This window comes from Bacillus sp. FSL K6-2865, from assembly GCF_040311405.1.
Taxonomy (GTDB): domain Bacteria; phylum Bacillota; class Bacilli; order Bacillales; family Bacillaceae; genus Bacillus; species Bacillus velezensis.
In genome coordinates this window covers 451,705-475,591 of the sequence record NZ_CP152036.1, presented here as the reverse complement: position 1 = coordinate 475,591, position 23,887 = coordinate 451,705, and the positions used below count along the sequence as shown (strand labels likewise).

Annotated in this window: 26 protein-coding genes; 3 read left to right on the top strand and 23 right to left on the bottom strand. The window is 48.8% G+C overall.

The window, feature by feature from the left end; genetic code table 11:
• Positions 1 to 41: 41 nt before the first annotated feature.
• Complete coding sequence (locus NYE42_RS02255) at positions 42 to 476, bottom strand: Lrp/AsnC family transcriptional regulator (RefSeq protein ID WP_007410180.1); 435 nt, start codon at positions 474 to 476, stop codon at positions 42 to 44.
• Positions 477 to 651: 175 nt separating this feature from the next.
• Here NYE42_RS02255 and NYE42_RS02250 point away from each other — a divergent pair, with 175 nt between their 5' ends.
• The gene (locus NYE42_RS02250; protein WP_199022348.1) at positions 652 to 942 is read left to right on the top strand and encodes a DUF3817 domain-containing protein; all 291 of its coding nucleotides are present in this window, start codon (positions 652 to 654) and stop codon (positions 940 to 942) included.
• Between the two features lie 37 nt (positions 943 to 979).
• Here the strand turns inward: NYE42_RS02250 and NYE42_RS02245 are convergent, their stop codons facing one another.
• The 9 genes from NYE42_RS02245 to NYE42_RS02205 form a co-directional block, all read right to left on the bottom strand.
• Positions 980 to 1,789 carry a lipid II flippase Amj family protein gene (locus NYE42_RS02245; RefSeq protein WP_060675201.1) on the bottom strand — a complete coding sequence of 270 codons (810 nt, stop codon included), beginning with the start codon at positions 1,787 to 1,789 and terminating at the stop codon, positions 980 to 982.
• 499 nt (positions 1,790 to 2,288) lie between these two features.
• Positions 2,289 to 2,711, bottom strand: coding sequence for a pyridoxamine 5'-phosphate oxidase family protein (locus NYE42_RS02240; RefSeq protein WP_352426732.1), 423 nt, complete (start codon positions 2,709 to 2,711; stop codon positions 2,289 to 2,291).
• A gap of 6 nt (positions 2,712 to 2,717) precedes the next feature.
• A complete protein-coding gene (locus NYE42_RS02235) occupies positions 2,718 to 3,341 on the bottom strand; it encodes a GNAT family protein (protein ID WP_352426731.1) in 624 nt (207 codons plus the stop codon).
• Between the two features lie 87 nt (positions 3,342 to 3,428).
• On the bottom strand, positions 3,429 to 3,932 hold the full coding sequence (locus tag NYE42_RS02230; protein WP_015416839.1) for a D-lyxose/D-mannose family sugar isomerase: 504 nt from the start codon (positions 3,930 to 3,932) through the stop codon (positions 3,429 to 3,431).
• A gap of 12 nt (positions 3,933 to 3,944) precedes the next feature.
• Positions 3,945 to 4,805 carry an SDR family oxidoreductase gene (locus NYE42_RS02225; protein ID WP_265451324.1) on the bottom strand — a complete coding sequence of 287 codons (861 nt, stop codon included), beginning with the start codon at positions 4,803 to 4,805 and terminating at the stop codon, positions 3,945 to 3,947.
• A 158-nt stretch (positions 4,806 to 4,963) separates the two neighbouring features.
• The gene (locus NYE42_RS02220) at positions 4,964 to 6,478 is read right to left on the bottom strand and encodes a class I adenylate-forming enzyme family protein (RefSeq protein ID WP_039252750.1); all 1,515 of its coding nucleotides are present in this window, start codon (positions 6,476 to 6,478) and stop codon (positions 4,964 to 4,966) included.
• Positions 6,479 to 6,700: 222 nt separating this feature from the next.
• Positions 6,701 to 8,785: a transcription antiterminator gene (locus NYE42_RS02215; protein ID WP_265451323.1), complete on the bottom strand. Its 2,085-nt coding sequence runs from the start codon at positions 8,783 to 8,785 to the stop codon at positions 6,701 to 6,703.
• Between the two features lie 299 nt (positions 8,786 to 9,084).
• On the bottom strand, positions 9,085 to 9,987 hold the full coding sequence (locus NYE42_RS02210) for an aldo/keto reductase family oxidoreductase (protein WP_352426730.1): 903 nt from the start codon (positions 9,985 to 9,987) through the stop codon (positions 9,085 to 9,087).
• Positions 9,988 to 10,100: 113 nt separating this feature from the next.
• On the bottom strand, positions 10,101 to 12,104 hold the full coding sequence (locus tag NYE42_RS02205) for a penicillin-binding transpeptidase domain-containing protein (RefSeq protein WP_025284246.1): 2,004 nt from the start codon (positions 12,102 to 12,104) through the stop codon (positions 10,101 to 10,103).
• A gap of 156 nt (positions 12,105 to 12,260) precedes the next feature.
• Between NYE42_RS02205 and NYE42_RS02200 the strand changes: the two genes are divergently transcribed.
• Positions 12,261 to 12,581 (top strand): antibiotic biosynthesis monooxygenase, encoded by a 321-nt coding sequence (locus NYE42_RS02200; RefSeq protein ID WP_144664510.1) that lies wholly within the window; start codon positions 12,261 to 12,263, stop codon positions 12,579 to 12,581.
• On the opposite strand, the gene NYE42_RS02195 is transcribed toward NYE42_RS02200, so the two are convergent.
• The 9 genes from NYE42_RS02195 to NYE42_RS02155 all read right to left on the bottom strand — a co-directional run bounded on the left by NYE42_RS02195 (position 12,552) and on the right by NYE42_RS02155 (position 19,965).
• Positions 12,552 to 12,797 carry a YczI family protein gene (locus NYE42_RS02195; protein ID WP_003156283.1) on the bottom strand — a complete coding sequence of 82 codons (246 nt, stop codon included), beginning with the start codon at positions 12,795 to 12,797 and terminating at the stop codon, positions 12,552 to 12,554. The genes NYE42_RS02200 and NYE42_RS02195 overlap by 30 nt on opposite strands.
• A 165-nt stretch (positions 12,798 to 12,962) precedes the next feature.
• Complete coding sequence (locus NYE42_RS02190; RefSeq protein WP_144664509.1) at positions 12,963 to 13,604, bottom strand: GDSL-type esterase/lipase family protein; 642 nt, start codon at positions 13,602 to 13,604, stop codon at positions 12,963 to 12,965.
• Between the two features lie 64 nt (positions 13,605 to 13,668).
• Positions 13,669 to 14,418 carry an IclR family transcriptional regulator gene (locus NYE42_RS02185; protein WP_076425692.1) on the bottom strand — a complete coding sequence of 250 codons (750 nt, stop codon included), beginning with the start codon at positions 14,416 to 14,418 and terminating at the stop codon, positions 13,669 to 13,671.
• 17 nt (positions 14,419 to 14,435) lie between these two features.
• Entirely contained in the window at positions 14,436 to 15,443 is a 1,008-nt protein-coding gene (locus NYE42_RS02180) for a biotin-dependent carboxyltransferase family protein (protein WP_154019558.1), read from the bottom strand.
• A 2-nt stretch (positions 15,444 to 15,445) separates the two neighbouring features.
• Complete coding sequence (gene pxpB, locus NYE42_RS02175) at positions 15,446 to 16,177, bottom strand: 5-oxoprolinase subunit PxpB (RefSeq protein WP_012116821.1); 732 nt, start codon at positions 16,175 to 16,177, stop codon at positions 15,446 to 15,448.
• 29 nt (positions 16,178 to 16,206) lie between these two features.
• Positions 16,207 to 17,001: a putative hydro-lyase gene (locus tag NYE42_RS02170; protein WP_285840257.1), complete on the bottom strand. Its 795-nt coding sequence runs from the start codon at positions 16,999 to 17,001 to the stop codon at positions 16,207 to 16,209.
• Positions 17,002 to 17,005: 4 nt separating this feature from the next.
• The gene (locus NYE42_RS02165; RefSeq protein ID WP_007410295.1) at positions 17,006 to 18,220 is read right to left on the bottom strand and encodes an NRAMP family divalent metal transporter; all 1,215 of its coding nucleotides are present in this window, start codon (positions 18,218 to 18,220) and stop codon (positions 17,006 to 17,008) included.
• 22 nt (positions 18,221 to 18,242) lie between these two features.
• Positions 18,243 to 19,007 carry a 5-oxoprolinase subunit PxpA gene (locus NYE42_RS02160; RefSeq protein WP_007410294.1) on the bottom strand — a complete coding sequence of 255 codons (765 nt, stop codon included), beginning with the start codon at positions 19,005 to 19,007 and terminating at the stop codon, positions 18,243 to 18,245.
• Between the two features lie 208 nt (positions 19,008 to 19,215).
• On the bottom strand, positions 19,216 to 19,965 hold the full coding sequence (locus NYE42_RS02155; RefSeq protein ID WP_003156292.1) for a Cof-type HAD-IIB family hydrolase: 750 nt from the start codon (positions 19,963 to 19,965) through the stop codon (positions 19,216 to 19,218).
• 127 nt (positions 19,966 to 20,092) lie between these two features.
• Between NYE42_RS02155 and NYE42_RS02150 the strand changes: the two genes are divergently transcribed.
• A complete protein-coding gene (locus tag NYE42_RS02150) occupies positions 20,093 to 20,257 on the top strand; it encodes a hypothetical protein (RefSeq protein WP_003156294.1) in 165 nt (54 codons plus the stop codon).
• Positions 20,258 to 20,295: 38 nt separating this feature from the next.
• Here NYE42_RS02150 and NYE42_RS02145 read toward each other — a convergent pair whose 3' ends face one another.
• The 4 genes from NYE42_RS02145 to NYE42_RS02130 all read right to left on the bottom strand — a co-directional run bounded on the left by NYE42_RS02145 (position 20,296) and on the right by NYE42_RS02130 (position 23,779).
• Positions 20,296 to 20,691 carry a 3-hydroxyacyl-ACP dehydratase FabZ family protein gene (locus tag NYE42_RS02145; protein ID WP_094032077.1) on the bottom strand — a complete coding sequence of 132 codons (396 nt, stop codon included), beginning with the start codon at positions 20,689 to 20,691 and terminating at the stop codon, positions 20,296 to 20,298.
• 68 nt (positions 20,692 to 20,759) lie between these two features.
• Positions 20,760 to 21,881 (bottom strand): mannitol-1-phosphate 5-dehydrogenase, encoded by a 1,122-nt coding sequence (locus NYE42_RS02140; RefSeq protein ID WP_022552598.1) that lies wholly within the window; start codon positions 21,879 to 21,881, stop codon positions 20,760 to 20,762.
• 1 nt (position 21,882) lies between these two features.
• Positions 21,883 to 22,314 carry a PTS sugar transporter subunit IIA gene (locus tag NYE42_RS02135; protein ID WP_012116817.1) on the bottom strand — a complete coding sequence of 144 codons (432 nt, stop codon included), beginning with the start codon at positions 22,312 to 22,314 and terminating at the stop codon, positions 21,883 to 21,885.
• A 25-nt stretch (positions 22,315 to 22,339) separates the two neighbouring features.
• The gene (locus tag NYE42_RS02130; RefSeq protein WP_154019557.1) at positions 22,340 to 23,779 is read right to left on the bottom strand and encodes a PTS mannitol transporter subunit IICB; all 1,440 of its coding nucleotides are present in this window, start codon (positions 23,777 to 23,779) and stop codon (positions 22,340 to 22,342) included.
• Positions 23,780 to 23,887: the final 108 nt, after the last annotated feature.

Here is a 23,887-nt window from a genome sequence, read left to right as displayed (position 1 = left end):
ACAATCATCCTGTTATTATAACAGACTTCCTCACGCTCCCTCTAATCGAGGACGTTTTTTGTGTCAATTTCTGAGAAAATGACGTGGGTCACGGTTTGGGCATACGGAGAGGTGCGGTTGATGAAGTGTTCGATCGTTTCCAGGCTGTCCGCGTTCATCTTCAGCATATAACACGCCGCCCCGGCGACCCGAAAACAAAATTCAATGTTGGGAATGGATTGAATGTAGGTTTTGAATTGATCGTATTTTCCGTTTTTCACTGTCGCTTCGACAATGCAGGAAACAGGAAGCCCGATCTTTTTTTGATCAATGTCCAATGTATAGCGCTTAATGACGCCGAAGGATTCAAGCTGTCTGACACGCTCTGTGACGGACGGGGCTGACAATTTGATTTTTCTGCCCAGTTCCCGCATGGACAGGCGGCTGTCCCGCTGCAGCTCTTTAATGATGCTCAGATCCACATTATCTAGTTTCATGACTGTAGTCCTTCCTTACCCTTTTGGCTATATTATCAAGAGAAATCCGAAAAATGACAAGAACAACAGGCTGAATTAATAAAGGTTTTTTAGGAACTGACGCGAAATGGTCATATTAGGACTGCCCTTTGCTTATAGTATAGAGGAAAAAAGATGTCCGACAGGAGGGAGCTGTATGTTACACACGCCTATCGGCAGACTTCGCACGATGGGGTTTATTGAAGGAATGTCGCTTTTGGTGCTGCTGTTTATCGCGATGCCGCTGAAGTATTGGGCTCATCATCCGCTCGCCGTCACCATTGCCGGTTCCATTCACGGCGGTTTGTTTATCATTTATCTGGCGGTGCTGGCGTATGTGGCGTTTACTGTCAAATGGCATGTGAAATGGTCAGCCGCCGGTTTTATCGCGGCCTTTATTCCGTTCGGTAATTTTATTTATGATCGCGGCCTGAGACATTATCAATAAAAAAGCTCCTCTTCTGCAGAGGAGCTTTTTTCATGCGTTACATCCATTTCGTCACCCAGGCGATATAATAAGCGCCGGGGATGAATACGAGCTGGGCGAGAAGCGTGCCCGCCACCCTTGATGTCACCATCGTCAACGATGTCCATTTTAAGGAGACGTAGCTGCGCTTGCCCTTCGCCACATCGTCTGCCAGTACGGATACTTTCGGGTCAACAAACACAGCCAACAGCATAGTCGCAACTCCGTTGATTAAGCCTGATGCCATCACGGCGGTCGTGCTGTGCTCAGGCGCCAGAAGGCCGGCGTACAGAGCGGACAGAACACCGATCGTGTAAATAGACGTAATGACCATATTAATGACAAACAAGCGTTTCGGAATCATTCGGAATTGAAGCCCCTTTAAATAGGAGACTGACGGCAGTCTGATATAAGAACGCGCATGCTTCAGCCCGTTCAGTGAAAATCCTTTTTTAAATACCTGCATGACGGAGCCTCCTCCGTCCGCCAAGTGTATAATCGCCCTGGAGAATAACGCGACGAATGTCGGCAAAAGACAGATGCCGAGCATCGTTCCGATCGTGGAGCCGAATATTAAAAATCGAAACTGAGCATCCACAACAGACAGGGCGTTTGATCCGGCGGCATCAATCAGATGTCCGGTAAACGGCTGCTGAACCATGTTTGACATGCGAGACACGATGACCATGACATTAAATAATGACAGCGCGGACGCGATAAAACCGACTCTCGCGCCGGAAAGCCGTGTTGCATAGGCAAGCGTTTCAATCGAATGTATCAGCAGCAGAAAACAGAAGATAAACAGTACTTGTGAAGTAATAACGTGCAATGTATGATTCCTCCAAATCTTTTCTACTGATTAGACTCTGCAGACTGCGGCGAGGTTTCGGCCGGTTACATAAAAAAACCGCCCGGATGTCCGGAGCGGTTTTGTCTTATTCTTTTCTTACGCAAATAAATAATATATGGTTGCCCGCCTTAGCCCGCGGGTGATTCGTGTATTAACAGTTCCGACAGAATCATTCTTCGAAAGTAAACACCATGGAAGTTCTTGAACACAAGACAACGAAAGCCCTACCTCTCAATCGTCACTGCGGCTCCGAAGCCGCGCCGGTGTGAATTGTAAAACAAAAAGTCTTTTTTCCATCTCTTCGTTAGGGGCGAATATCAGAAGGAAAAGAATAAGCTCAGCTTTTTTTCAAGCTGTCCGTTGAAGCCTGAAGCTTCTATATCAAAACAGAAAAAAGAAGTTTACTTTCTTTTTTATTTGCATGTTGTCACTTAGCAGTTAATTATAACAGATTGCCCCTGAATAATCAAATGATTTATTAAAGTTCCAGCTCGGCCGGCTTTTTTTCACCCGCGTTCATGAGCTTGATCTGCTTCGGTTCAATTTCCAGAATCACCAGATTCGGATCGTCTTTTCCGTCAAACCAGCGTTCCAGTTTCGGATCCCACAGCTTTTCTTTTAAATCGGCTGAGTTGTTCAGTTTGGCGGTTCCGGCCACTTCCACATAAGCGTCTCCGAATCCTTCACAGTCATACCCTAACAGAATATGAACATTCGGATTGTTTTCAATTTCTTCCGCTTTATGAGTGTCTTTGCTCGTCGGCGTGTAAATCGTTAAGCCGTCATGGAAAAATGTCATGTAGCGTGAATGCGGTTTGCCTTGCTCTACCGTCGCAAGCGAACCGACTTTATGATGATCCAGTACTTCTAGCACTTTTTCTTTGATTTCATTTTGATTCATGAAGAATCACTCCTTTTTAACGTCTCCGCTTTTACTTTTCCACATTGGGGAGACATTTAAACCAAGAAATGTGCTCTTCTGCCGATCTTCGCTCCATTCCCGCTTCAGCATGCTGTATTTCACTGCGTCATGATAGGCGCCCTGTACGAAAATGCCTTCTCTCGTCAGTCCTTCTCTCTGAAATCCGAGCCGTTCCGCCACCGCCCTGCTTTTCGTGTTTTTTTCAGCCGCGCTGATCATGATGCGGTTCAGGCCGAGATCCTGAAATGCATGGGTGATGACCGCCCGGCAGCTTGCGGTGATAATGCCGAATCCTTCATGCTCTCGATCCAGCCAGTAGCCGATCTCTGCTTTTTGATTGGCTGTATCGACATTATGGATGCTGATCATGCCGCAAAACCGGCCCTTCACAAAAATTCCGGCGTCAAACCCATTTTCTTCCGCGTATTTATAGCGCCATTCGGGGATGATCACATCGCGGTACGTATCGATATCAGCCAGTTCTTCTGCCCAACTGAGCCATTCGCTGAGATGGTTTTGATTTCGCTTCATAACAGAATACAATTCGTCCGTATCTTCTTTGGCAAGCAATCTGATCGTCAGATGTTCCCGGATTTGACAGGAAAACACGACCGCACCTTCTTTCCTTTATTAGCCATTATACAGGTAAATTCATTTTTTTCCATACAAAAAAAGATGAGGCGTGCAGCCTCATCCTTAAATGCGCGGGTCGGTGAAAATGTCGTGATCATCCGTGCTTGTCGATGACATTTCCGTGACGACCGCCCCTTCTTCTCCCGCTTGAAACCAATGCTTCGTATCCGGCGGAATGGTGTATTGTCCGCCCGGCTCAAGCACAACCTCATGCCAGACGGTGTAGTATTCCTTGTCTTCTTCCGGCGGGAGGACGCTTGGGTTCTCTGTCTTTTCGCCTTCCACGTAGAGATACACCTTCCCCCAGCGGCAGCGGAATGTCTCTTGTTTTCCCTTCTCGCCCCCGACCGGCGGATGGCGGTGTTCCGGACACGTCTGGCGCGGGAAGAGCACCAATTCTTTCGAACAGTAGCGGTCGGTATTCACGTAAATAAACAGCTGAAGCCCGGTTTTCTCAAGCTTGCCTAAGCCGTAATCCATGATTTGAATGTCTTCGACTTCATTATCAGTCAGAACGATTCCCGCTTTTTGATAGTATGCATTCACATCATGTTTCGATATCGTCATGCTTCAGCCCCCTTATGTGGTTACAAATTTGCCGCCGTTGACATGCAGCGTCTGTCCGGTCATATAAGATGATTCGTCTGAGGCCAAGAGCACATAGCAGCCGACATGTTCAACAGGCTGGCCTGCCCGGCCCATCGGCGTAGTCTGCCCGAAGGAAGCGACTGTTTCTTCTGAGAATGTCGCCGGAATAAGCGGTGTCCAGATCGGCCCCGGCGCCACGGCGTTGACACGGATACCGTCGTTGACGAGCGCTTGCGCCATGGATCTCGTAAAACCGTTAATCGCGCCTTTCGTAGCCGTGTAGTCAATCAGCTGCGGATTGCCTGTGTAAGGATTAATGGATGTCGTATTGATGATCGCGCTGCCCGGCTTCATGTAATCAATCGCTTTTTTAGTCAAATAAAATTGTGAGTAAAAGTTTGTTTTAAAGGTTCTGTGAAGCTGCTCGCTTGTGATGTCTTTAATGCTTTCTTTCGGATGCTGTTCCGCGGCGTTATTCACGAGAATATCAAGACGCCCGAATTCTTCAACCGTTTTTTCAACCGCTTCATTGCAAAAGTCTTCCTCACCGACATCGCCGGGGATTAACAGACATTTTACGCCTTCTTCTTCCACTCGTTTTTTTGTATCTTCCGCATCACTGTGTTCATCAAAATAGACGATCGCGACATTTGCGCCTTCCTTCGCGTAAGCAACCGCTACGGCGCGTCCGATACCGCTGTCGCCCCCTGTGATAAGTGCGGTTTTCCCTTTTAATTTATCAGCGCCTTTATATTCTTTGTATTCATAAACAGGCGCCGGATTCATTTCGCTTTCAATGCCCGGCTGGCGGTTTTGTGATTCCGCCGGGAATTCCTTCGGATAGTTTTCCATGTCAAGTTCCTCCTTCTAGTTCGATGTCATATTTCTTGTCTACCTCGGCTGTCTTTTGGATAAACATGAATGAGACAGTTCAAAACGTTTTCGGAGAAAAATGTTTCACATGGAACGCAAGAAAAAAACCCGGCTGGCAGCCGGGTTTTTGTTTTCAATTATGAACGGACCGCTTGTTTGCGGAGCACGTCTTTTCTCACTTTTCCAAGGTTGTTTTTCGGAAGTTCGCTGACGAACTCAATTTCCGGAATTTTAAAGGCGGCAAGACGTTCTTGAAGGAATCGGGTCACTTCTTCTTCTGTCAGGCCTTCTCTGCCGTTTGTCACGATGAACGCTTTCGGCTTTTCGCCGTAGAGCGGATCAGGGATACCGACAACCGCCGTTTCGAGAATGCCCGGCACTTGCTGAATGACCTCTTCAATCTGGTCGGGATAAATATTGTCGCCGCCGTAGATGATGACATCTTTGTAACGTCCGGTGATAAAGATAAATCCGTCTTCATCCACATATCCGGAATCGCCGGTATGGAACCAGCCGTCTTTCAGCACTTTTCGTGTCGCTTCTTCGTTACCTTCGTAGCCTTTGAATAAAAACGGACTTGTCACAACGACTTCTCCGATTGAGCCTTGCGGAAGGAATTCACCTGTTTCCGGATCTACAACGCGGACGTCCACTTCTTCCATCGGTTTACCCGCGGAAGCGGCTTTATCCATTCCCATTTGCGGATTCCAAGAGCTGATGCCCCACGCTTCCGTGCTTCCGTATCCGTGCATGAGCGGAATGCCGATATCGAGATACTGCTGGATCAGGCTGCTTGGCACCTTTGTGCCTCCCGTCATCATATAAACGATAGAAGACATGTCAGTCTGATGCGTTTCCCATGCTTTCAGCAGGTATGTGAAATAGACTGGCAGCGCCATGATGGTTTGAATTTTTTCTTTTTCGATGAGCTTCAGGTTTTCCACAGGGTCCTGATTGTCTGTCATAATGAATGTCGTTCCGCTCATCGTGCCGACCATCTGGCAGATAATCGCGCTCGTATGGTAATTCGGATGGCATGCTAAGAAGCGGACATGCTGCATTCTCCCCGTGTATGCCAATGTCGCGTTTACGTAGTTGTATATACCGCCGTGAGTGATCATGCAGCGTTTCGGATTGCCGGTTGTACCTGAGGTAAACATCAGCAATGCCGTATCGTTTTCAGACACCGTTTCGACATCCGGTGTATCACCGGAGCCTGTCAATAAAGCGTCAAACTGAGGCGTTGTCTCCGCAGCTGTTCCGGTCTCGACCTTCAGTTTAAGAGAAGATACCAGCGCAGGAAGCACTTCTTCCATGATCTCTTTAAATTCAGTGCCGTAAAAAACAGCTTTCGGTTCACAGGCTGCTAAAATGCCTTTCATTTCGTAAGGTGTTAATTGCCAGCTGACGGGCACAACCACCGCGCCGATTTCGAGTGCCGCAAACATGACAATGGATGCCGCGTGGCCGTTTTTGCAAAGCATCGCCACTCTGTCGCCTTTTTTTATTCCTTTATCAAGAAGCGCTTGTGCAAGCTGGTTGATTCGTTTTCGATATTCCGCGTAGGTCAGGGTATACGCACCGCTTTTTACAGCTTCGATCTCTTCGCTATTTGAAATGTCATGCAGAATCAGATGCTGTAATGTCTCCATATTTTCATCTCCCATAATGATAAATCACAAAAAAACTCTGTCAGATTTTCTTTCTCACGCAACCCATTTTAAACCAAAAAATATAACTTGTAAAACTATTTTGTTTTAGAACTATTCCATCAGTGAATGATACAATAGTCCCGTGTTTTTAGTTTCTTCCCTTCCCCTTACCCTCATACATGCACAAAAAAACACACCCCACATGAGGTGTGCGCTTCCTGTTTACCGCTGTCCTTTCTCCTGAATGAAATGATAAAACAGCTTGTTTAAACGTTTGTATAAATCGGCCTCATCCTCAGTCTGGAAGGCTTTTATACTGTCTTCGGACTCGATGATGGCCGAGCTGACCGCACTTAGTATTTCCGATCCTTCAGCGGGCATATCAGCCGGCGCCATCATCACCAAACCGCGGTCGACGGTCAGGGAATTTCCGTCCATGCCTTTGACACTGCATGGAGCTGTCAAATCATAAATTTTGAAAAAAGGCGTGACAATTTCTTCATTTTTGAGATGGTACAGCGCCATCGCCGTTCCCGGAATGCCGAGTCCGCCCTGTCGTTCACGCTCAGCAAGGCGCTGTGCGGTTTTTTGGGCATTATGAACCAATCCTTCTTGCTCCAGCATGTCAAACATACGGTTCAAAAACAGCTCATACGCCGTGTTTGAATCAATGGATTTGATCGAAAAGTTCCGCAGCACGCTTTGGATAACCGCCGCGTAATGCGCCATACGGCCGGCCGCTTCCAGCATATCAGGCGTCTCCGGCTGCTTCTCCTCTCTTTTACCGTTTCTTTTTTTGTCAAGAATCAGCGGAATTTTTCTTTTGATGTACTGCTTGACCTGATCAGCGTCTTCTTCGTTTAAAAGCGGACTGACCATGACGTAATCAATGTTTTCATACGGGATCGGAACGGTGGATACGATCATGTCATACGCGGTGATGTCTCGATCCTTCAGTTCGATGAGGGAAGACATATCAAAGGAACGGATTTCCGAAAGCTCTTTTTTCAGCCTGGATGCGAGCATTTTGGACGACCCGATGCCGCTTGAACAGACGATCAGCGCTTTGATCTTCGCTTCTTCCCGTTTGATTTCCAAAGCAGAGCCGAAGTGAAGAACGATGAAAGCGATCTCATTATCAGAGAAAAGAAGCCCCGGAAAGAATTTTTCCATTCCTTCTTCTACGGCCATGTACAGCAGGAAGTAGTCGCGTTTAATTTGCTCGGTCATCGGGTTGTACATGTCGATATTTTCTTTTACCCGGTTGATCGCAGGCTCCAGATGGGCGATTAAACCGTCGTATAAAGAACCGTTTTCCGTCAGATCAATTTTAATTTTTTCAGAAATGAAGCCGATCAGCTGCTTCGTTTGCAAGGCCGTTTCAACCTCTATGTCTTCCGGTTTGAATTCCGTTTTGTATTTGCGGTTGGCGCTCCGCAAATGAATGGTGATATATCCGATCTCAGCTTCCGGAATTGAAACACCGAACGCTTTTTCAAGCTCTTTTGCCATTTCCAGCGCAGAGCCGTACTCCTTCGTCTGCTGCAGCGCTTTTAGTTCCGAAGCCTCCATCGTGATGGTTTCTCCGAGCCTGATCCGGTCCATCGCAAAGGTTAAATGAACCGCAAGCGCCATGTATGAGCTGTCAGATAAGGCGATCGCGATTTTTTCCTTGAGCTGAATTAAGAGCCGGTCCATTTTCAAAAGTTCCGCTTTATTTACGACGCCGAACATTTTTTCAGCATCGTCCGGTTTTCCTTTAATATTCAATTCAACCGCTTCCAAAAAGCTTTGAATATCAAGGCGGTTGACGATGAGATTGCCGACGATTTTCCGTTTCGCATTTTCCGGCCCCGTCAGCTGAATGCCGAAGCCCCTTTTTCGGATCAGCGTCAAGCCGAAGGGCGCAATCCAAGTCTCCAGCTCATCCAGGTCATAGCTGATCGTCGCGTTTGTCACTTGCAGTTCGTTCGCCAGACTGTAGAGCTTGATCGGCTCTTGAGACTCTAATAGTGAACATAGAATTAAAAGTTTCCGCTCCTCAGCGCTGTATTCATGCTGTTCATAAGACAGGTCTGACAGGAGTTTTTGTTTGTCCTCCGGGTTTCCTACCGCTTTCAGTCCTTTGCCGGGCTGTTTATCAAGTGCCAGACCGAATGATTCCATTATCGGTTTGATTGTTTTTAACTCGCGGTGAACGGTTCTTGTGCTGACTTGTAAAGCTTCCGCCAGTTCATGCACTGTATCGTACCGGTTCTGCAGTAATAGATGTTTCATTAATTTTTGTTCTCTCGCTGTCATATACATGAAACGCGCCTCCAGATTTTCTAGTTGTGAGAAGTATGGCATATGGGGAGTGCTGCCGGGGAAAGTGGTGTAAGTTATAATATAAAACGCTTTCAATGATTATTCAACCATTTTCAAATGGCAATTTGGCACTGGGCCGTGTGACAGTATTGAAAAAGAAAAATGTGTCAGATAATATGCCATGACGCTTGTTACTCTTGATCCGCACGGCTATACTTCAAAGTGACCTTACTTGTTTTTAGACATTGCACACCACATAAACAAACGCCCGGAAGATAGCTTCCGGGCGTTTGTTCTGTTTATGGAATATCGCAGCCTTGGACACTGGTATAAATCCGGAACCACTGATCATGGCTGAGTTTGTACGCGGATGCACGCACCGCGGCGGAAATGCGGTTCTCTTTTCCGCTGCCGACAATCGGCATGATGTCTGCCGGGTGGGTGAACAGCCATGCGTACATGACTTCGTCAATGGAAGCGGCGCCGATTTCTTCCTGTACGGAACGAAGAGCGGCACGGATTCGGAGGTCCTTATCTGATTGTCCGGTAAAGACGCTCCCGCCCGCAAGCGGTGACCACGCCATCGGCGGAATGCGTTTTTCCTGACAGAAATCCAGCGTGCCGTCATGGATATTTTCCAGCTCGTACGCCGAGATTTCAATTTGGTTTGTGATGAGCGGATCATCCAAATAGGATTCGAGCATTTTGTACTGGTGCGCTTTAAAGTTCGATACTCCGAAATATCTGACCTTTCCCGAGCTTTTCAGCGCATGAAACGCTTCAGCCACAGCCTCCGGGTCCATAAGCGGGTCCGGTCTGTGAATGAGCAGCACATCCAGATAATCCGTATTCAGATTCAAGAGCGACTGCTCCGCCGACGCTAAAATGTGAGACTTCGACGTATTATAATGATGCGACTTGTTTCCGGGCCGTTCCGGTGATTCAATGACAATCCCGCATTTTGTGACGATTTCGATTCGCTCCCTTATTGAAGGCGAAAGGGACAAAGCGCCGCCGAACAGCTTTTCACACGTATAACCGCCATATATATCGGCATGGTCGAAGGTGGTGATGCCTTGGCTGATACACCATTCAATCAAATTCAGCAGCTCTCCGTCTGAAACATTCCATTCGTTCAGACGCCAAAGCCCGTGTATCACTCTTGAAAATTCCAGGTCTTCAGCCAATTGAATGCGCTGCATGTGAAATCCCCCTTTTTCTTAGAGCCTCTTGTATCTCTGTTTTCAGGAATTGCCCATGCTGTTTCATTCTGCTTCGGCGGCCGATTTTCCTTTCAGCCCGCGAAAATCGTCATTTAATGATTCTGAAACTGCTTTTTCGCTTTTTCAACGACGTAATGGCTTCCGCCGCGTTTTTTGACGTCTTGAATCATCATCGCGATCAAGAGGTCTTTCTTTTTATAATCGTAACCGACAAACCAGCCGTTTTCTTTGCCGTCTTTATCTTCTTTAGACGTTTTCAGCTCGGCTGTACCGGTTTTTCCGGCTACGGTAATGCCGCTTACGGCCGGCTGATATGCAGAGCCGCGCGGATCTTCAACGACGCCTCTCAGCCCTTTTGTGATTTCTTCGGCATTGGCTTTCGATACCACTTGCTTATGCCAGATTTGCGGTGTTTTTTCTCCGTCTTTGATCAATGTCGGTTTGACGAGATTTCCGTCTGTTACAAATGCGGTATAGTCAGCCGCTAAGTGCAGCGGAGACATCAGCATCTGCCCCTGGCCGTAGCCCGTATCTCCGAGAAGGATCTCGGAATCAAGCTTGCCGTTAGCGATTGAAGACTTTTCAATCGGAAATTGGTACGGAATCTCTTCATCAAACCCAAATGTTTTTAATCCTTTTGTAAACGCGTCCGCTCCGGCATCTATGGCATTTTGCGCAAAGTAGATGTTGTCAGATGTGATCAGCGCGTTTTCGAGATCCACTTCATTCAGGCGCTCTGATACGCGTGTGACATGGTAACCGCCCCAGCTTGAATCTTTCTGCCACTCTTTTCCGGTGATTTTTTTCTTTTCTGACGCTTTCAATGTGCCGTTTGTCAGGCCGACTGCCGCGGCAATCGGTTTAATCGTTGATCCCGGCGCATAAAGTTTGTTGAATTTCGCTGAAAACGGATTGTTTTTATCTTCATTTAGTTTTTTCCATTCTTTCCCGCCCCAGCCGAAAATAAAGCCGTTCGGGTCATAAGACGGTGCGCTGACGAGCGCGAGTGTCTCTCCCGTTTGCGGTTCGAGGGCGACTGCCGCTCCGCTGTCATCTTTCATAGAATCATACAGCTTCGTCTGCGTTTTCATGTCAATCGTTACATGAATATCCTGTCCGCTTTCGGCTTTCTTTTCAGCAATGACCTCACCTGTTTGCGGGACGTAAATTTTCCAGCCGGTCGTGCCGCGCAGCTTGTCTTCATATACATTCTCAAGGCCGGCGATGCCGATTTTGGAAGTATCGCTGTATTGGCCGTCTTTCGCTTTTTTCAGCTGCTCCGCTGTGATGGTTTTAATATAGCCGGTCAGATGGGCTGCTTTTTCGCCGTACGGATAGTAGCGGGAGCTGACTTTCGTTTTCGTCACGCCGTCTAATGCGAGCAGGCTTTTGACCTTGCTTTCATCATCCGGTCTGATTTTTTGAAGCGGGACATAGGAGTCGTCTTTTACCCAGCCCTGGTTCAGTTTGCTTTTGATATCGTCTTCAGAAAGGTCCAGTTTTTCAGACAGTTTTTTGATCACGCTGTCTTTATCCTTGCCGAGTTTTCCAGGGATAATGCCGATTTCCGGCACCTCGGTATTCACGGCGAGACCTTTTCCGTCTTTGTCGTAAATTTGTCCGCGCTTCGGTTCTTCATTTGCGATCTGCACGGTTTTGTCATCGGAAAGCTGTTTGAAAATAAAAGAAGGATTCCAGTCGATGTTCCATGATTCTCCATCGTCTGTTTTTTCTTTTTTCAGGACGGCCGTATTTTCAAAAGCGACCTTCCCTGCTTTTGTATCCATGCTGACTTTATAATCGATGTGCTGGAGGTCATCTTTTTTCTTGTCGTCTTCGTCCTGTTTTTCGGCAGTGACTTTCAGATTTTTGACCCCTGCTTGTTCATAAACGGTTTCATATCGCTTTACAAAATCCTTTTTGGATCGTTTTTTCTTTTCATCCTGGGTGAGGCTTTGGTACATCTTATCGTAGTGACCGCCGTTCCAGTCTTTTACGAAATCTTTCATTCTGTCTTCGGCCGATTCCGTTTTCGAGCAGCCGATCAAACCTATGATTCCTGCGAGTAAAAGTAATAGGTATAACCCTTTTTTCACTGTCTATTCCCCTGCCTTCCAACTGTTATTTTCTCCTAAACCAAATCAGGCTGGCAAGGATTTTTTTCTCATATTGTTTAAAATTTTTTTGTTTTTCCTGCCGTCACGGGCCATATTCTTATACAATGTATCTATTAAAAAAAGGGGGAATTTCAGATGATCAGAGAAGCAGCCATGCTGTATGTAAAAGAAGGTCTTGAGGGGGAATTCGAAGAGGCATTCCGCCGGGCGGAGCCGATTATCAAGGGCATGAAAGGTTATCTGTCCCATTCCTTGTCCAAATGTATGGAAAAGACGCATAAATATTTGCTGCTTGTGGAATGGGAGACATTAGAAGATCATACAAAAGGCTTTCGCGGATCGCCGGAATATCAGGAATGGAAAGCCTTACTGCACCGTTTTTATTCACCATTTCCCGTTGTGGAGCATTTTCAGGATCTATCAGACTCAGATCGCGTGAAGCGTAAAACCGATTAAGGAGATCGACCATACAAAAACGGCGGTATAGATATTGAATTTCCCGGAGCCGTCGTTTTCTTTCCGTTTTTCCTCCAGCCCCTGAATGAACATGACCGCACCGAGAAACACGAGCATAACCGGCTGTATGACAGAGGTATGTTCCGCATACGTAAATGCGGCGGCCGCAAGTATAATAATCAGCATCGCGAGTGACAGTTTTAAGGCGCGCAGCAAAGCAATCCATCCTTTCTGTTATCATTTTTTGAACACAATTCTATTTCTGTCTTTATCCCCCATTATTCTAGCGTATTTTTTGCGCGGATAGAACGAAAGTCGGACAATTTTAAGTTTGTTTTAAGGAGCACGAAAAGCGCGCTCCCGATGAAAAGGAGCGCGCGGTTATGAGCGGGCGAGGCTTCCGTATCCGAGCCCCCGCAGGACGCATGCCATGACTTCATATCCCTTGCTGTTGGGGTGTACGCGGTCATGAGAGAGATATTCATTCATTTTTCCTTTGAAAGCGCTGTGGACGTCGGCGATTTTGACGTACGGCGCCGATGCGAGTGTGCTGAGGTGCGCATTATAAGAGGATATCCATTTTTCTGCAATGGAGATTCCCGGGAAAGGATTGTATAAATTGAAGACGCGGATCTCATAAGGAGACGGGTGCGGCCCTTTTAAGGCGGCGATCTTGGCAATCATCTTTTCAAAGTTCTCATGGCAGTGACCGGACACGCCGGTGAACACCGAAGCGTCCGATGTTTGCTGATATGCCTGAACCGAATCGATCAAATCGTTGCCGCAGCCTGTAATCGTAATCATATCAGCAGCCTGAATCCGCCTCTGAATGTACGGCAAGGACATAAGCCCGAGAATTTCTCCCGTCTCAAGGCCTGATTTGGCAAAGATGGATACGTCGGTTCTTGTCTGTAAATCTTCTGCCATCATACGCCCGAACCGCTGGACAAAACCGGCGGAAAACGGCCCGGATCCCCTCCCCGTCGTCAAAGAATCCCCCAGCGCCGTATAAACAAGTCCCATTTACTTTCCTCCACTCGTTACTATCGATATTGTAATGTACGCGAGTGAAGAAAAATTGGCTCGGTCAATAACCCAATTTCTCAGAAATATGCTGTGCAGCAGTTTTGACCTTTTCGGTTAAATACGGCAGCCTGTCCTCTGAAAACCGGGCTTCGAAGCCGGCGATGCTGATTCCGGCAGCCACCTTACCTTCGTGGTTGAAAATCGGCGCCCCGATCGCCGCCGTGTAATCTTCTAATTCCGAATAGCTGATCGTATAACCTGATTGTAAGGATCTTTCAATGGAGTGAAGCAGTTCAGCCCGATCCGTCATCGTGCCTGAGGCGATTGCGGCAAGCTTTGTCTTCTGAATGTATGTGTCAATCTCCTCTTTTGGCAGAAACGATAGAATGCTTCTGGCGCACGCTCCCGCGTACAGCGGCGACCGGCGGCCGATTGCCGTATACAGGCGGACGGTTTGAGTGCCTTCAATTTTTTCGACGTAAATGGCTTCATCTCCGTCCCTCATGATCAGCTGAACGGCCTCATCCACTTCGCCGCACAGCTCTTCCATAATCGGTTTGGCTATTTTCCTGATGTCCAGACGTTCAGAGACGAGCTGGCCGAATTGTAAAAAGATCAGACCAAGCTGATAACGGCCGTCCGCTGCCCGGGTGAGAAATCCCGTTTCCTCCAGTGAGCTTGCCATCCGGTGAACCGAGGTCTTCGGCATTTCCGATAGAGAAACCAGCTCATTTAAGCTCAGGCTCGGTTCAGTCAGAAATAAATGAAGCAGTTCCATTGATTTGATGACGGTTTTGTTTTTGTTTTCCATGGTCTTTAGCCCCTTTGTCAGATCAGCCATTCCATTTTGAGCCTTGCTTTCAGCTCCTTCAGCTGCTGTTCCTTCTCTAAAAGCAGCATTTCCGCTTCCTCCAGCGAAACGGCCCGGAACGTGATATGTTCCCCCGGCATCGTTTGGGCGACGAGAGGAAGATCGGCGGATATGATATGCGCCATCCGCGGATAGCCCCCCGTCGTCTGTCTGTCAGCCAGCAGAATAATCGGATTGCCGTCCGGCGGCACCTGCACCGTTCCGAACGTCACGGCCTCAGATACCATCTCCAGCGGCTCCCGCAATTCAAGCGGAGCGCCCTTCAGCCGGTAGCCCATTCGGTCGGATTGAGGCGTGACCGTATATGACTCTTGGTAAAAACGTAATTTTGCTTCTTCTGTAAAAGCATGAAATTGAGCGCCTTCAAGCACTCGTATGACCGGATTTTTTTTCAGCGGCAGAAATCCTCTGCTACTGACAGACCAATCAGGCGCTGAGAAACCATGCTGTCCGAAAGAATCGCTCAGACGGTACGCGATTGATTCCGAACATGGCGTCATACGGCCGAGCGGCAGCTCATCATCTTTTTGCAGCGCTCTTCCGCAAAAACCGCCGATCCCCGCTCTGACATATGTGCTTTTGCTTTCCATGACGGCGGGCACGTCAAATCCCCCCGCGACGGCGAGATAAGCGCGGCTCCCCATCTTGCACGGCCCGAATGAGACGACGCTGTTTTCCTTTATCAAAACCGGTTTCCACAGAGGAGCGGGCTCCCCATTAATATGAAAGGCGAAATCAGCTCCCGTGACGGCAATAACCGCAGGTTCTGAAAATTCAAAGGAAGGCCCGGGCCCCATGAGCGTAATTTCCAGTCCCGCCTCTTTTTCTTGATTTCCGGCAAGAAGATTGGCGATGCGCAGTGAGATCGTATCCATTGCGCCGCTTCCCAGCACACCGTATTTCTGATATCCCGTCCGCCCCTTGTCCTGAACCGTCGTCAAGAGACCGGGCTTTACCACTTTCATACTCATTCGGCTCCCTCCTTGATGCGGCTGTACTCCTCTGCCGTGATCCGGACGAATTTCACCGTATCGCCCGCTCTCAATAGACTCGGCGGATGTTCTTCCGGCCTGAAAAGCCGGAGCGGGGTGCTGCCGATCAGCTGCCAGCCGCCGGGAGTGGATATCGGATACACACCGGTCTGCATTCCCGCGATTCCTACTGAACCGGCCGGGATGGACGGCCTTGGCGACGCCTTTCTCGGCGCTCTGATCCGCTCAGACATTCCTCCTAAAAACGGAAATCCCGGCGCAAATCCGAGCATATAAACGAGATATTCGCCTTCAGTATGAATGCGGATGACGTCTTCCGGGGTCAGATCGTTCATCTCAGCGACCTCTTCTAAATCGGGACCGAAATCACCGCCGTAGCAAACGGGGATTTCCATCACCCGGCGCTCTTCTTTGCGGCCGGTCATTATATGGCTGAGACGTTCTGTCACTTCTTTCTTGACCAGGGCAAAAGGAGAGACGCCTTTTTTTATGTTTGAGACGGCATACACATCATAAAAGATCGTTAAGCTTGTGAATGCCGGAATACATTCAACGAAGCCCGGAAACGGCCGTTCTTCCATACAGGCTGCCGCCGCATGCACCCGGCTGTTGACCTCTTCGCTGATGTGCCCGCCAAAGCGGATGATAACGGCGGAATCACCGTACGGCTGTATATCAAGCGCTGTATTTCCGCTATACTGCATCATTGTCATCACCTCGTTGTATTCTTTCTCACTTACAGGACAGCAAGCGATTCATTTCGTATATCGGTGATCAGCATGTGCCCCGGTGAATGTGTTATTACGATGTCAGGCTTTGCTTCCATGATCACCGCCTGGGGCGTAACGCCGCAAGCCCAGAATACGGGAACTTCGCCTTCCCGCACCGTTACGGCATCTCCGAAATCCGGCTGATGCAAATCGCTGATACCGATGCTTTGCGGATTTCCGATGCGGACGGGGGCGCCGTGCACGGCGGGAAAACGTGACGTGACCTGCGCCGCGCGGACTGCAAGCCTTTCCGGAATCGGTCTCATGCTGACGACCATCTTTCCAGAAAACGGGCCGGCGGGAACACAGTCAATGTCTGTTTTATACATGGGGACATTCACACCCTCATCGATGTGCCTGATTGGAATGTGCTGATTAATAAGGGCTTGCTCGAATGAAAAACTGCAGCCGATTAAAAACCCGACATAATCATCCTTCCAATACGGCGTAATATCCGTTACCTCTTCAGTAAGCACGCCATGCCGATAAACCCTGTATTTCGGAAAGTCCGTCCGGATATCAGCTCCCGGCGCAGCTATTGCCGGAACGGGTGAACCCGCATCCGTCACGTCAAGCACCGGACAAGGCTTTTGATTGCGCTGGCAGAATAAGAGAAAATCAAAGGCAAGATCCTTTTGCAAAACGACGAGATTGGCTTGTGCGTAAGAAGCGGCCATCCCCGCCGTCGGCCCGGTCATCTGCCCCTTCCTGATCAGCTGTCTGACTTCTTCGGGGCTCATGTCACTCATATGGTTTTTCATATCATCAGCTCCATAGCTGCGGCATCTGCGTGAATAATGTATAGATGCCCATAACCGCCATGACAACCACTACGATCGCCCCTGCAATCGTGAGCCAGATCGGATGCTTGTAATCGCCGACGATTTTTTTCTTATAAGCGCCCAACAGTATCATCGCTAATGCAAGCGGCAGAATTAAGCCGTTAAGCGAACCGACCGCGACCAGAATTTTGGCAGGCTGGCCGATCGTAACAAAAATAAGAGTGGATACGATGATAAAACCGATAATGACGCCATGTGAGTGCTTTTCGATTTTTGTTGAAAATGATTTGAAAAATGATACCGATGTATAGGCGGCGCCGATGACAGACGTGATAGCGGCAGACCACATGATGACGCCGAAAATTTTATAGCCTACATTTCCCGCCGCAAGCCGGAATACAGAAGCCGCCGGATTATCAGGATCAATGCTCAGGCCCTTTGAGACGACGCCGAGCACGGCGAGAAACAGGGCAATCCGCATAATCGATGTAATCAGAACGCCTGTGATGGAGCTTTTCGTAACCTGAGGGAGGACTTCCTTCCCTTGGATGCCTGAATCAAGCAAACGGTGGCCGCCGGCAAATGTAATGTATCCGCCGACCGTGCCGCCGACAAGCGTCACGATCGCCAGCACACTGATATGATCAGGCATAAAAGTTTTCACAACGGCGTGTCCGACCGGCGGAGCCGTCGTTACGGCAACATACACTGTCAATACGATCATGACGATTCCGGCGATCTGCATAAAACGGTCCATGACTTTTCCGGCTTCCTTTATGACAAAAATCAGCACCGCGACCGCTGCGCTGATTAAAGCGCCGATCTCCGGTTTGATCCCGAATAATACTTGAAGACCGAGACCCGCGCCGCCGATGTTTCCGATATTAAACGCAAGTCCGCCGAGCACGACCAGAAAAGCAATGGCATAACCGGCGCCCGGAAGCACCATATTGGCAATCTCTTGGCCGCGCTTTCCGGAAACCGCGATAATCCGCCATACATTGGTTTGCGCGAAAATGTCCAAAATAATAGAAATTAAAATGATAAAGCCGAAGCTTGCCGCCAATGTATTGGTAAACGTGGCCGTTTGCGTCAGAAAGCCGGGCCCGATTGATGATGTCGCCATCAAAAATGTCGCGCCTAAAAGAAGCGACCATTTGCCGGAAGCCTTTCCGGCTGTTTTTTTCTTTTGCTCCATGCTGTCTTCCTCCCTCTGCTGCTCAGTCTTTTGAAAGCGCGCTGATTTGAATGTCTGCCGCTTTTAATTCTTTTTTGATTGTTTTTGCGAATGTGAGGGCGTGGGCTCCGTCTCCGTGAATGCAGACCGTGTCCGCTTTCAGGCTTACAGCTTGTCCCTTACGTGATGTCACCGTGCTGTCTTTCACCATTTGAATCACTTGACCGACCGCTTTTTTGTCATCCTGAATCAGCGCATCCGGCTCTGAACGCGGCGTCAGCGTGCCGTCTTCCTGATAGGTGCGGTCCGCAAACACTTCGCTTGCCGTCCTCAGTCCGATTCGATCTCCCGCTTTAATCAGCTCGCTTCCGGAAAGCCCGAAAAGAATAAGCCCGGGATCAAAATGACAGACCGCCTGAGCGATGGCTTCTGACAGGCCGGGATTGACGGCGGCCATATTATATAAAGCGCCGTGCGGCTTCACATGCTGCATCTCGACACCTTCTGCTTTTAAAAACCCTGACAGCGCGCCGATTTGGTACAGCGTCAGATCATACGCTTCCTCGGGTGTAATCGCGATCTGCCGCCGCCCGAATCCCTGCAGATCGAACAGCCCGGGATGAGCGCCGATTTTCACGCCTTTTTCCGCCGCAAGCGCAACCGTTTTGCGCATCACGCTGGGATCACCCGCATGAAAGCCGCAGGCGATGTTTGCAGATGTCACGTAATCCAAAATCTCTTCATCCAGCCCGATTTTATAAGCACCGAAACTCTCTCCTAAATCACAATTGATGTCAATCTGAAACATAAGATCCCTCCTGTATTGTAAACGTTTTATATGATTATCATTCCGCTATTCGGAATGACTATTCCGAATTGTTGGATTTCTCTTCATTATATTTATTTCTGACAGGTTTGAACATCCTTTTGTCAGAAAACCTACCATGGACCTAGTCACAAATCTGACAAAACAAAAAAAAAAGAGAGTCTCATACTGAGACTCTCTCTTTTTTCTATTATAACACCCAGTGGCGGATCGCTTTGGCGACCCCGTTTTCCGTGTTGACATCAGTCACCCAGTCAGCTGTTTCTTTCACAATGTCCTGCGCATTCCCCATGGCGACGCCGACACCCGCTTTTTCAATCATGGCAATGTCATTCAGACTGTCACCCATGGCCATCACATTTTCCATCGTGAAGCCGAGTTTTTCCGATACCTTCGCCAGCGCAGCCGCTTTGTTGATACCGAGGGCATTGACTTCGATGTTGATCGGACTGGAGTTTGTGATCTCGAGCTCCTTGTATTCCTTGAGCTCTTTCAGCACCTCATTCCGCACTTCGTCATCCTCGATTTCGAACCCGAACTTGAGCCACTGATGATCCGTAATCGTTTCCGGGAATTCCCCTCTCCACACTCTATCGACGGTAGAGGCCCAGAAATTCGTGTTGTGCTTATTCCTTAGATCCCATAATTTTTGAATATGATCGGTATGAAGAAGCTTGCGCTCAACCAGCTCAAAGTTGGAATCCCAGATTTCGCTGCCGTTTGCCGTGATTAAAAAGGATGACAGCTCGAGAGACTCAGCCAGTTCGCGGCAGGTCATCAGCGTGCGTCCTGTGCTGATGACGACGTGAATTCCTTTCGCCTCCGCTTCCTTGATCGCCCGCCGGTTTTCCTCCGGGATGAGCTGCTCGTCATTGAGCAGGGTTCCGTCCATATCAATCGCGATCAGTTTAATATCTGCGTCTTCTCTTTGTATCGGCATATATGTACCTCACTTTTTATAATGTAGTCGTCTCTATTTTAATACATATGACCCACAGGAACAAAAAACCGCTTCATGCGTTTGGCGGGGAGAACGTTGAGGAAAAGAAATATTGAGGTGATGGAGGATGAAAGAAAGAAAACAAAAGAACAAACCGAATGAAAATCCTGAACATCATGATTTAACCGATCCGATTCCGCTGGAAGAGCTGAAGGAAAACGCCAATGACGAAAAACACAAACATGACCAGAGGGACAATTCACAAAGTGAAAGAGATTATGATACAAAATAACACGCTTGTCCGAAAGCCGCCGCTGGAGGCGGCCTTTTTTACGATCGCTGGATAAATATGCTGAGCTCAGCTTCCGCCACAGGCTTCCCGGCAACGGACGCTTTCGCCCGGCCGAACACAAAACCGCGTCTGATTCGCGTGACCTCAAAAAAAAGATCCAGACGGTCTCCCGGCAAAGCGGCACCTAACCTTTCCGCTTTCTTCACCGCGGATAAGAGACCGAGGCCGTCACCGCCGGTAATTCCCGCGCAAGCCGCCGTTTGGGCCATTGCTTCAACGACGAGCGAAAATGGCATCTCTCTTTGGGATTCAGTTATAAACCAGTCATTTTCACTGATGTTTTTGTAAGCAGCCGCCCATTTTCCGGCTTCACTGTTCGTCGTGCCGTCAATCAAAAGAAACGGAAAACGATGGGGCAATAGCTTCTGATTCATCACGCAGCCTCCCTTCTCTCTCATTATAACGCAAGAAAAAACCCGCGTCCCCCGACGCGGGTTCATTTTTATTGATTGAGCTTTTTGAGCACGATGCCGTGCAGCGGTTCATGCGGCTGAATACCGCAAATGTCTTGAAGAACGCCGCTCGTGCCTTTTTCCGCGATAAGCTTTTGCAGCTCAACCGCTTCCGGATCATCCTGATAGTCAAAACGCAGGGCGGCGGCGATGCCTTCTGCCAGCGCGTTCGGTTCTTTTATTTTTTTGGCCGGCCCTACTAATCTGTCATTCGCTCCGAGTTTTCTGAGCGGTGATCTGGCGACTCTTGTCACATCATCCGTGATGTATTCATTTTCAAAGCGGCCGATGATTTTCTTCATGTACTGCTCGTGTTCGGCTTGCTTAAAGCCGTACGCTTTCACCAAGTACTCGCCCGTTTCTGAAAGTGCATCGTACACGACACGCCGGATTTCCGGATGGCCGATAGCCTCTTTGACGGTTTTTAATCCGCGCTGATAGCCCACGTACGCCGTAACGGCATGACCGGTATTGACGGTAAACAGTTTCCGTTCAATGAACGGCGTAAGATCATCCGTAAACAACGCACCTTCCAGTACCGGCTGGCCGCCGGCAAAGCCGGTTCTGTCTATGACCCATTCAAAAAACGGTTCTACAGATACTTTCAGCGGATCTTCATGGTGCTGAATCGGCACGATCCGATCCACCGCAGAATCCGGGAAGCCGACCGTCCGGTTCACGAGTTCCCGTTCCGCTTCCGTCAAATGTCCGAAAACTTCTTTTTTCAGAAAACTGCTGCCGCCGATCATATTTTCACAGGCAATGATATTGAGAGGTTCAGAGGACGTTCTGCGCTTCAGCCCTTCCGCGATGGACGGGGCGATGAGTCTGAGAACGTTCGGGCCCACCGCCGTCGTAATGATCGCCGCTTCATTGATCAGCCTGTACAGCTCTTGTTCTTGCACCGCGCTGTTGATGGCTGAAACGGGGCCGATGATTTCGGTCTGCCGGCCGCCGTCGGCAAGCTCCACGGTATATTCCTTCTTTTCATTGAGAAGGCTGACCATCGTTTCATTCACATCAGCGAAAACTACGTCATAGCCGGAATGATGGAGCAAGGCGCCGATAAAGCCCCGCCCGATGTTTCCCGCTCCGAAATGAAGGGCAATCATGTCAGTTCACCTCGCTGAAAATAGCGGCCAGTTCTTCTTCCGTCTTTGCACTGATCAGCCGTTCAATGTTTTCTTCCTCTGAGCAGATGATGGCGATGTTTGACAGGATGTCTAAGTGTTCATTGTTTTTTCCGGCGATACCGAAAACGACCTTTGCCGTATTGCCTTCACCGTATTCCACACCGTCCGGAATCTGGATGACGGAAATGCCTGAATGAAGCACCTCATCCTTCGCATCTTCCGTGCCGTGCGGGATCGCGATGAAATTCCCCATAAACGTCGATGATGTTTCTTCACGTTCGAACATTTTTTCCACATAGCCGTTCTTCACGTAGCCGTTATCAATCAATGTCTGTCCCGCGAGGCGGATGGCATCCTCTTTTGAGTTCACCGTCTGGTTCAGTTTGATGTTCGCTTTAGCCAATACTTCCATGATGAAGATCCCTCTTTCTGTTTGATTAGTTTTTAAGCTTTTCAATCAGTTCATCGTATTTCGGGCTGTTCAAGAAATTATCAACCGAAATGTGCACCGCCTGCGGCAGCTTCGCTTTCGCGCGGTCAGTCAGGTCCTTATGCGTAATGACGATATCCGCGTCATTCGGCAGATTATTGATCGACGTATTTGTCACATTAATATCCAGGTCTGCTTTTTTCACTTTGTTTCTTAAAATGGAGGCGCCCATTGCGCTCGATCCCATACCCGCGTCACACGCGAAGATAATGCGGCTGACTTGGTCGGCGGAAATATCAGCGGCGCTGTTTTCCGATTCTTCCTCTTTGTCCGCCAACGCGGCCGCCGCTTCACTTTTCCTGCCTTTCATTTCCTGCATTTTTTCCGCCGCGGCTGTCAAATCTTCTTCGCCCGCTTTAGACGATTTCAGAATAAGCGCCGAAACGATAAACGATACGGCCGCGGCAACGATGACGCCCGCCAGCACGCCGAGGTAGCTTCCTTTCGGCGTCAGCGCTAAAATGGCGATGATGCTTCCCGGAGATGATGCGGCGACAAGACCCGCGTTAAAGATCGAGAATGTAAGCAGTCCGCTCGCTCCCCCGGCGATCGCCGCGAGGATCAGCATCGGTTTCATTAAAATGTAAGGGAAATAGATTTCATGAATCCCCCCGAAGAAATGAATGATCGCCGCTCCCGGAGCCGTCGATCTTGAAGAGCCTTTCCCAAAGAACATATATGCCAGTAAAATACCGAGTCCCGGTCCGGGGTTCGCTTCCACTAAGAACAGAATGGATTTACCCGCTTTGGCGGCCTGCTCGATTCCGATCGGACTTAAAATGCCGTGGTTGATCGCGTTATTCAGGAACAGGACTTTCGCCGGTTCTACGAAAACGCTTGCAATCGGCAGCAAATTCGCGTGGACAATGACTTCCACACCCGCCGCCAGCAATTTGTTAAGAGACAGGACGACCGGGCCGATCGCATAAAACGCGATAATCGTGAGCACAGCTCCGATAATTCCCGCCGTGAAGTTGTTGATCAGCATTTCAAAACCCTGTCTGACTTTATCTTTAAATACACGGTCTAATTGTTTAATGAGATAACCGCCCAAAGGCCCCATAATCATTGCCCCTAAGAACATCGGAATGTCCGCTCCGACAATGACTCCGATGGCCGCCGTCGCTCCGACGACTCCCCCGCGGTGATCGTAAATCATTTTTCCGCCCGTATATGCGATTAAAAGCGGCAGAAGATACGTAATCATCGGGGTTACCAATGTATTCAGCTGCGGATTCGGAAACCATCCCGCTGGAATAAACAGCGCGGTGATAATTCCCCATGCGATAAAAGCGCCGATATTCGGCATGATCATACCGCTTAAATAACTGCCGAACCGCTGTATCTTCACTTTCATGCCAGCTTGCTGTTCTTGCTGCATGTTCATTCCCTCCCTGTTTGCTTGCCTTCAGATGAAAATAAATAAGACACGGGGTTTCTCTCTCCCCTGTGTCTTCATCATAAAACGCTTACAATCCCCATTCAATGAAAAGTA

Bases quoted from the DNA above. Each gene is read 5' to 3' on its own strand.
- NYE42_RS02255 (WP_007410180.1), bottom strand. From the start codon at position 476: ATGAAACTAGATAATGTGGATCTGAGCATCATTAAAGAGCTGCAGCGG.
- NYE42_RS02250 (WP_199022348.1), top strand. From the start codon at position 652: ATGTTACACACGCCTATCGGCAGACTTCGCACGATGGGGTTTATTGAA.
- NYE42_RS02240 (WP_352426732.1), bottom strand. From the start codon at position 2,711: ATGAATCAAAATGAAATCAAAGAAAAAGTGCTAGAAGTACTGGATCAT.
- NYE42_RS02230 (WP_015416839.1), bottom strand. From the start codon at position 3,932: ATGACGATATCGAAACATGATGTGAATGCATACTATCAAAAAGCGGGA.
- NYE42_RS02225 (WP_265451324.1), bottom strand. From the start codon at position 4,805: ATGGAAAACTATCCGAAGGAATTCCCGGCGGAATCACAAAACCGCCAG.
- NYE42_RS02220 (WP_039252750.1), bottom strand. From the start codon at position 6,478: ATGGAGACATTACAGCATCTGATTCTGCATGACATTTCAAATAGCGAA.
- NYE42_RS02215 (WP_265451323.1), bottom strand. From the start codon at position 8,785: ATGTATATGACAGCGAGAGAACAAAAATTAATGAAACATCTATTACTG.
- NYE42_RS02210 (WP_352426730.1), bottom strand. From the start codon at position 9,987: ATGCAGCGCATTCAATTGGCTGAAGACCTGGAATTTTCAAGAGTGATA.
- NYE42_RS02200 (WP_144664510.1), top strand. From the start codon at position 12,261: ATGATCAGAGAAGCAGCCATGCTGTATGTAAAAGAAGGTCTTGAGGGG.
- NYE42_RS02190 (WP_144664509.1), bottom strand. From the start codon at position 13,604: ATGGGACTTGTTTATACGGCGCTGGGGGATTCTTTGACGACGGGGAGG.
- NYE42_RS02185 (WP_076425692.1), bottom strand. From the start codon at position 14,418: ATGGAAAACAAAAACAAAACCGTCATCAAATCAATGGAACTGCTTCAT.
- NYE42_RS02180 (WP_154019558.1), bottom strand. From the start codon at position 15,443: ATGAAAGTGGTAAAGCCCGGTCTCTTGACGACGGTTCAGGACAAGGGG.
- pxpB (WP_012116821.1), bottom strand. From the start codon at position 16,177: ATGATGCAGTATAGCGGAAATACAGCGCTTGATATACAGCCGTACGGT.
- NYE42_RS02170 (WP_285840257.1), bottom strand. From the start codon at position 17,001: ATGAAAAACCATATGAGTGACATGAGCCCCGAAGAAGTCAGACAGCTG.
- NYE42_RS02165 (WP_007410295.1), bottom strand. From the start codon at position 18,220: ATGGAGCAAAAGAAAAAAACAGCCGGAAAGGCTTCCGGCAAATGGTCG.
- NYE42_RS02160 (WP_007410294.1), bottom strand. From the start codon at position 19,007: ATGTTTCAGATTGACATCAATTGTGATTTAGGAGAGAGTTTCGGTGCT.
- NYE42_RS02155 (WP_003156292.1), bottom strand. From the start codon at position 19,965: ATGCCGATACAAAGAGAAGACGCAGATATTAAACTGATCGCGATTGAT.
- NYE42_RS02150 (WP_003156294.1), top strand. From the start codon at position 20,093: ATGAAAGAAAGAAAACAAAAGAACAAACCGAATGAAAATCCTGAACAT.
- NYE42_RS02145 (WP_094032077.1), bottom strand. From the start codon at position 20,691: ATGAATCAGAAGCTATTGCCCCATCGTTTTCCGTTTCTTTTGATTGAC.
- NYE42_RS02140 (WP_022552598.1), bottom strand. From the start codon at position 21,881: ATGATTGCCCTTCATTTCGGAGCGGGAAACATCGGGCGGGGCTTTATC.
- NYE42_RS02135 (WP_012116817.1), bottom strand. From the start codon at position 22,314: ATGGAAGTATTGGCTAAAGCGAACATCAAACTGAACCAGACGGTGAAC.
- NYE42_RS02130 (WP_154019557.1), bottom strand. From the start codon at position 23,779: ATGAACATGCAGCAAGAACAGCAAGCTGGCATGAAAGTGAAGATACAG.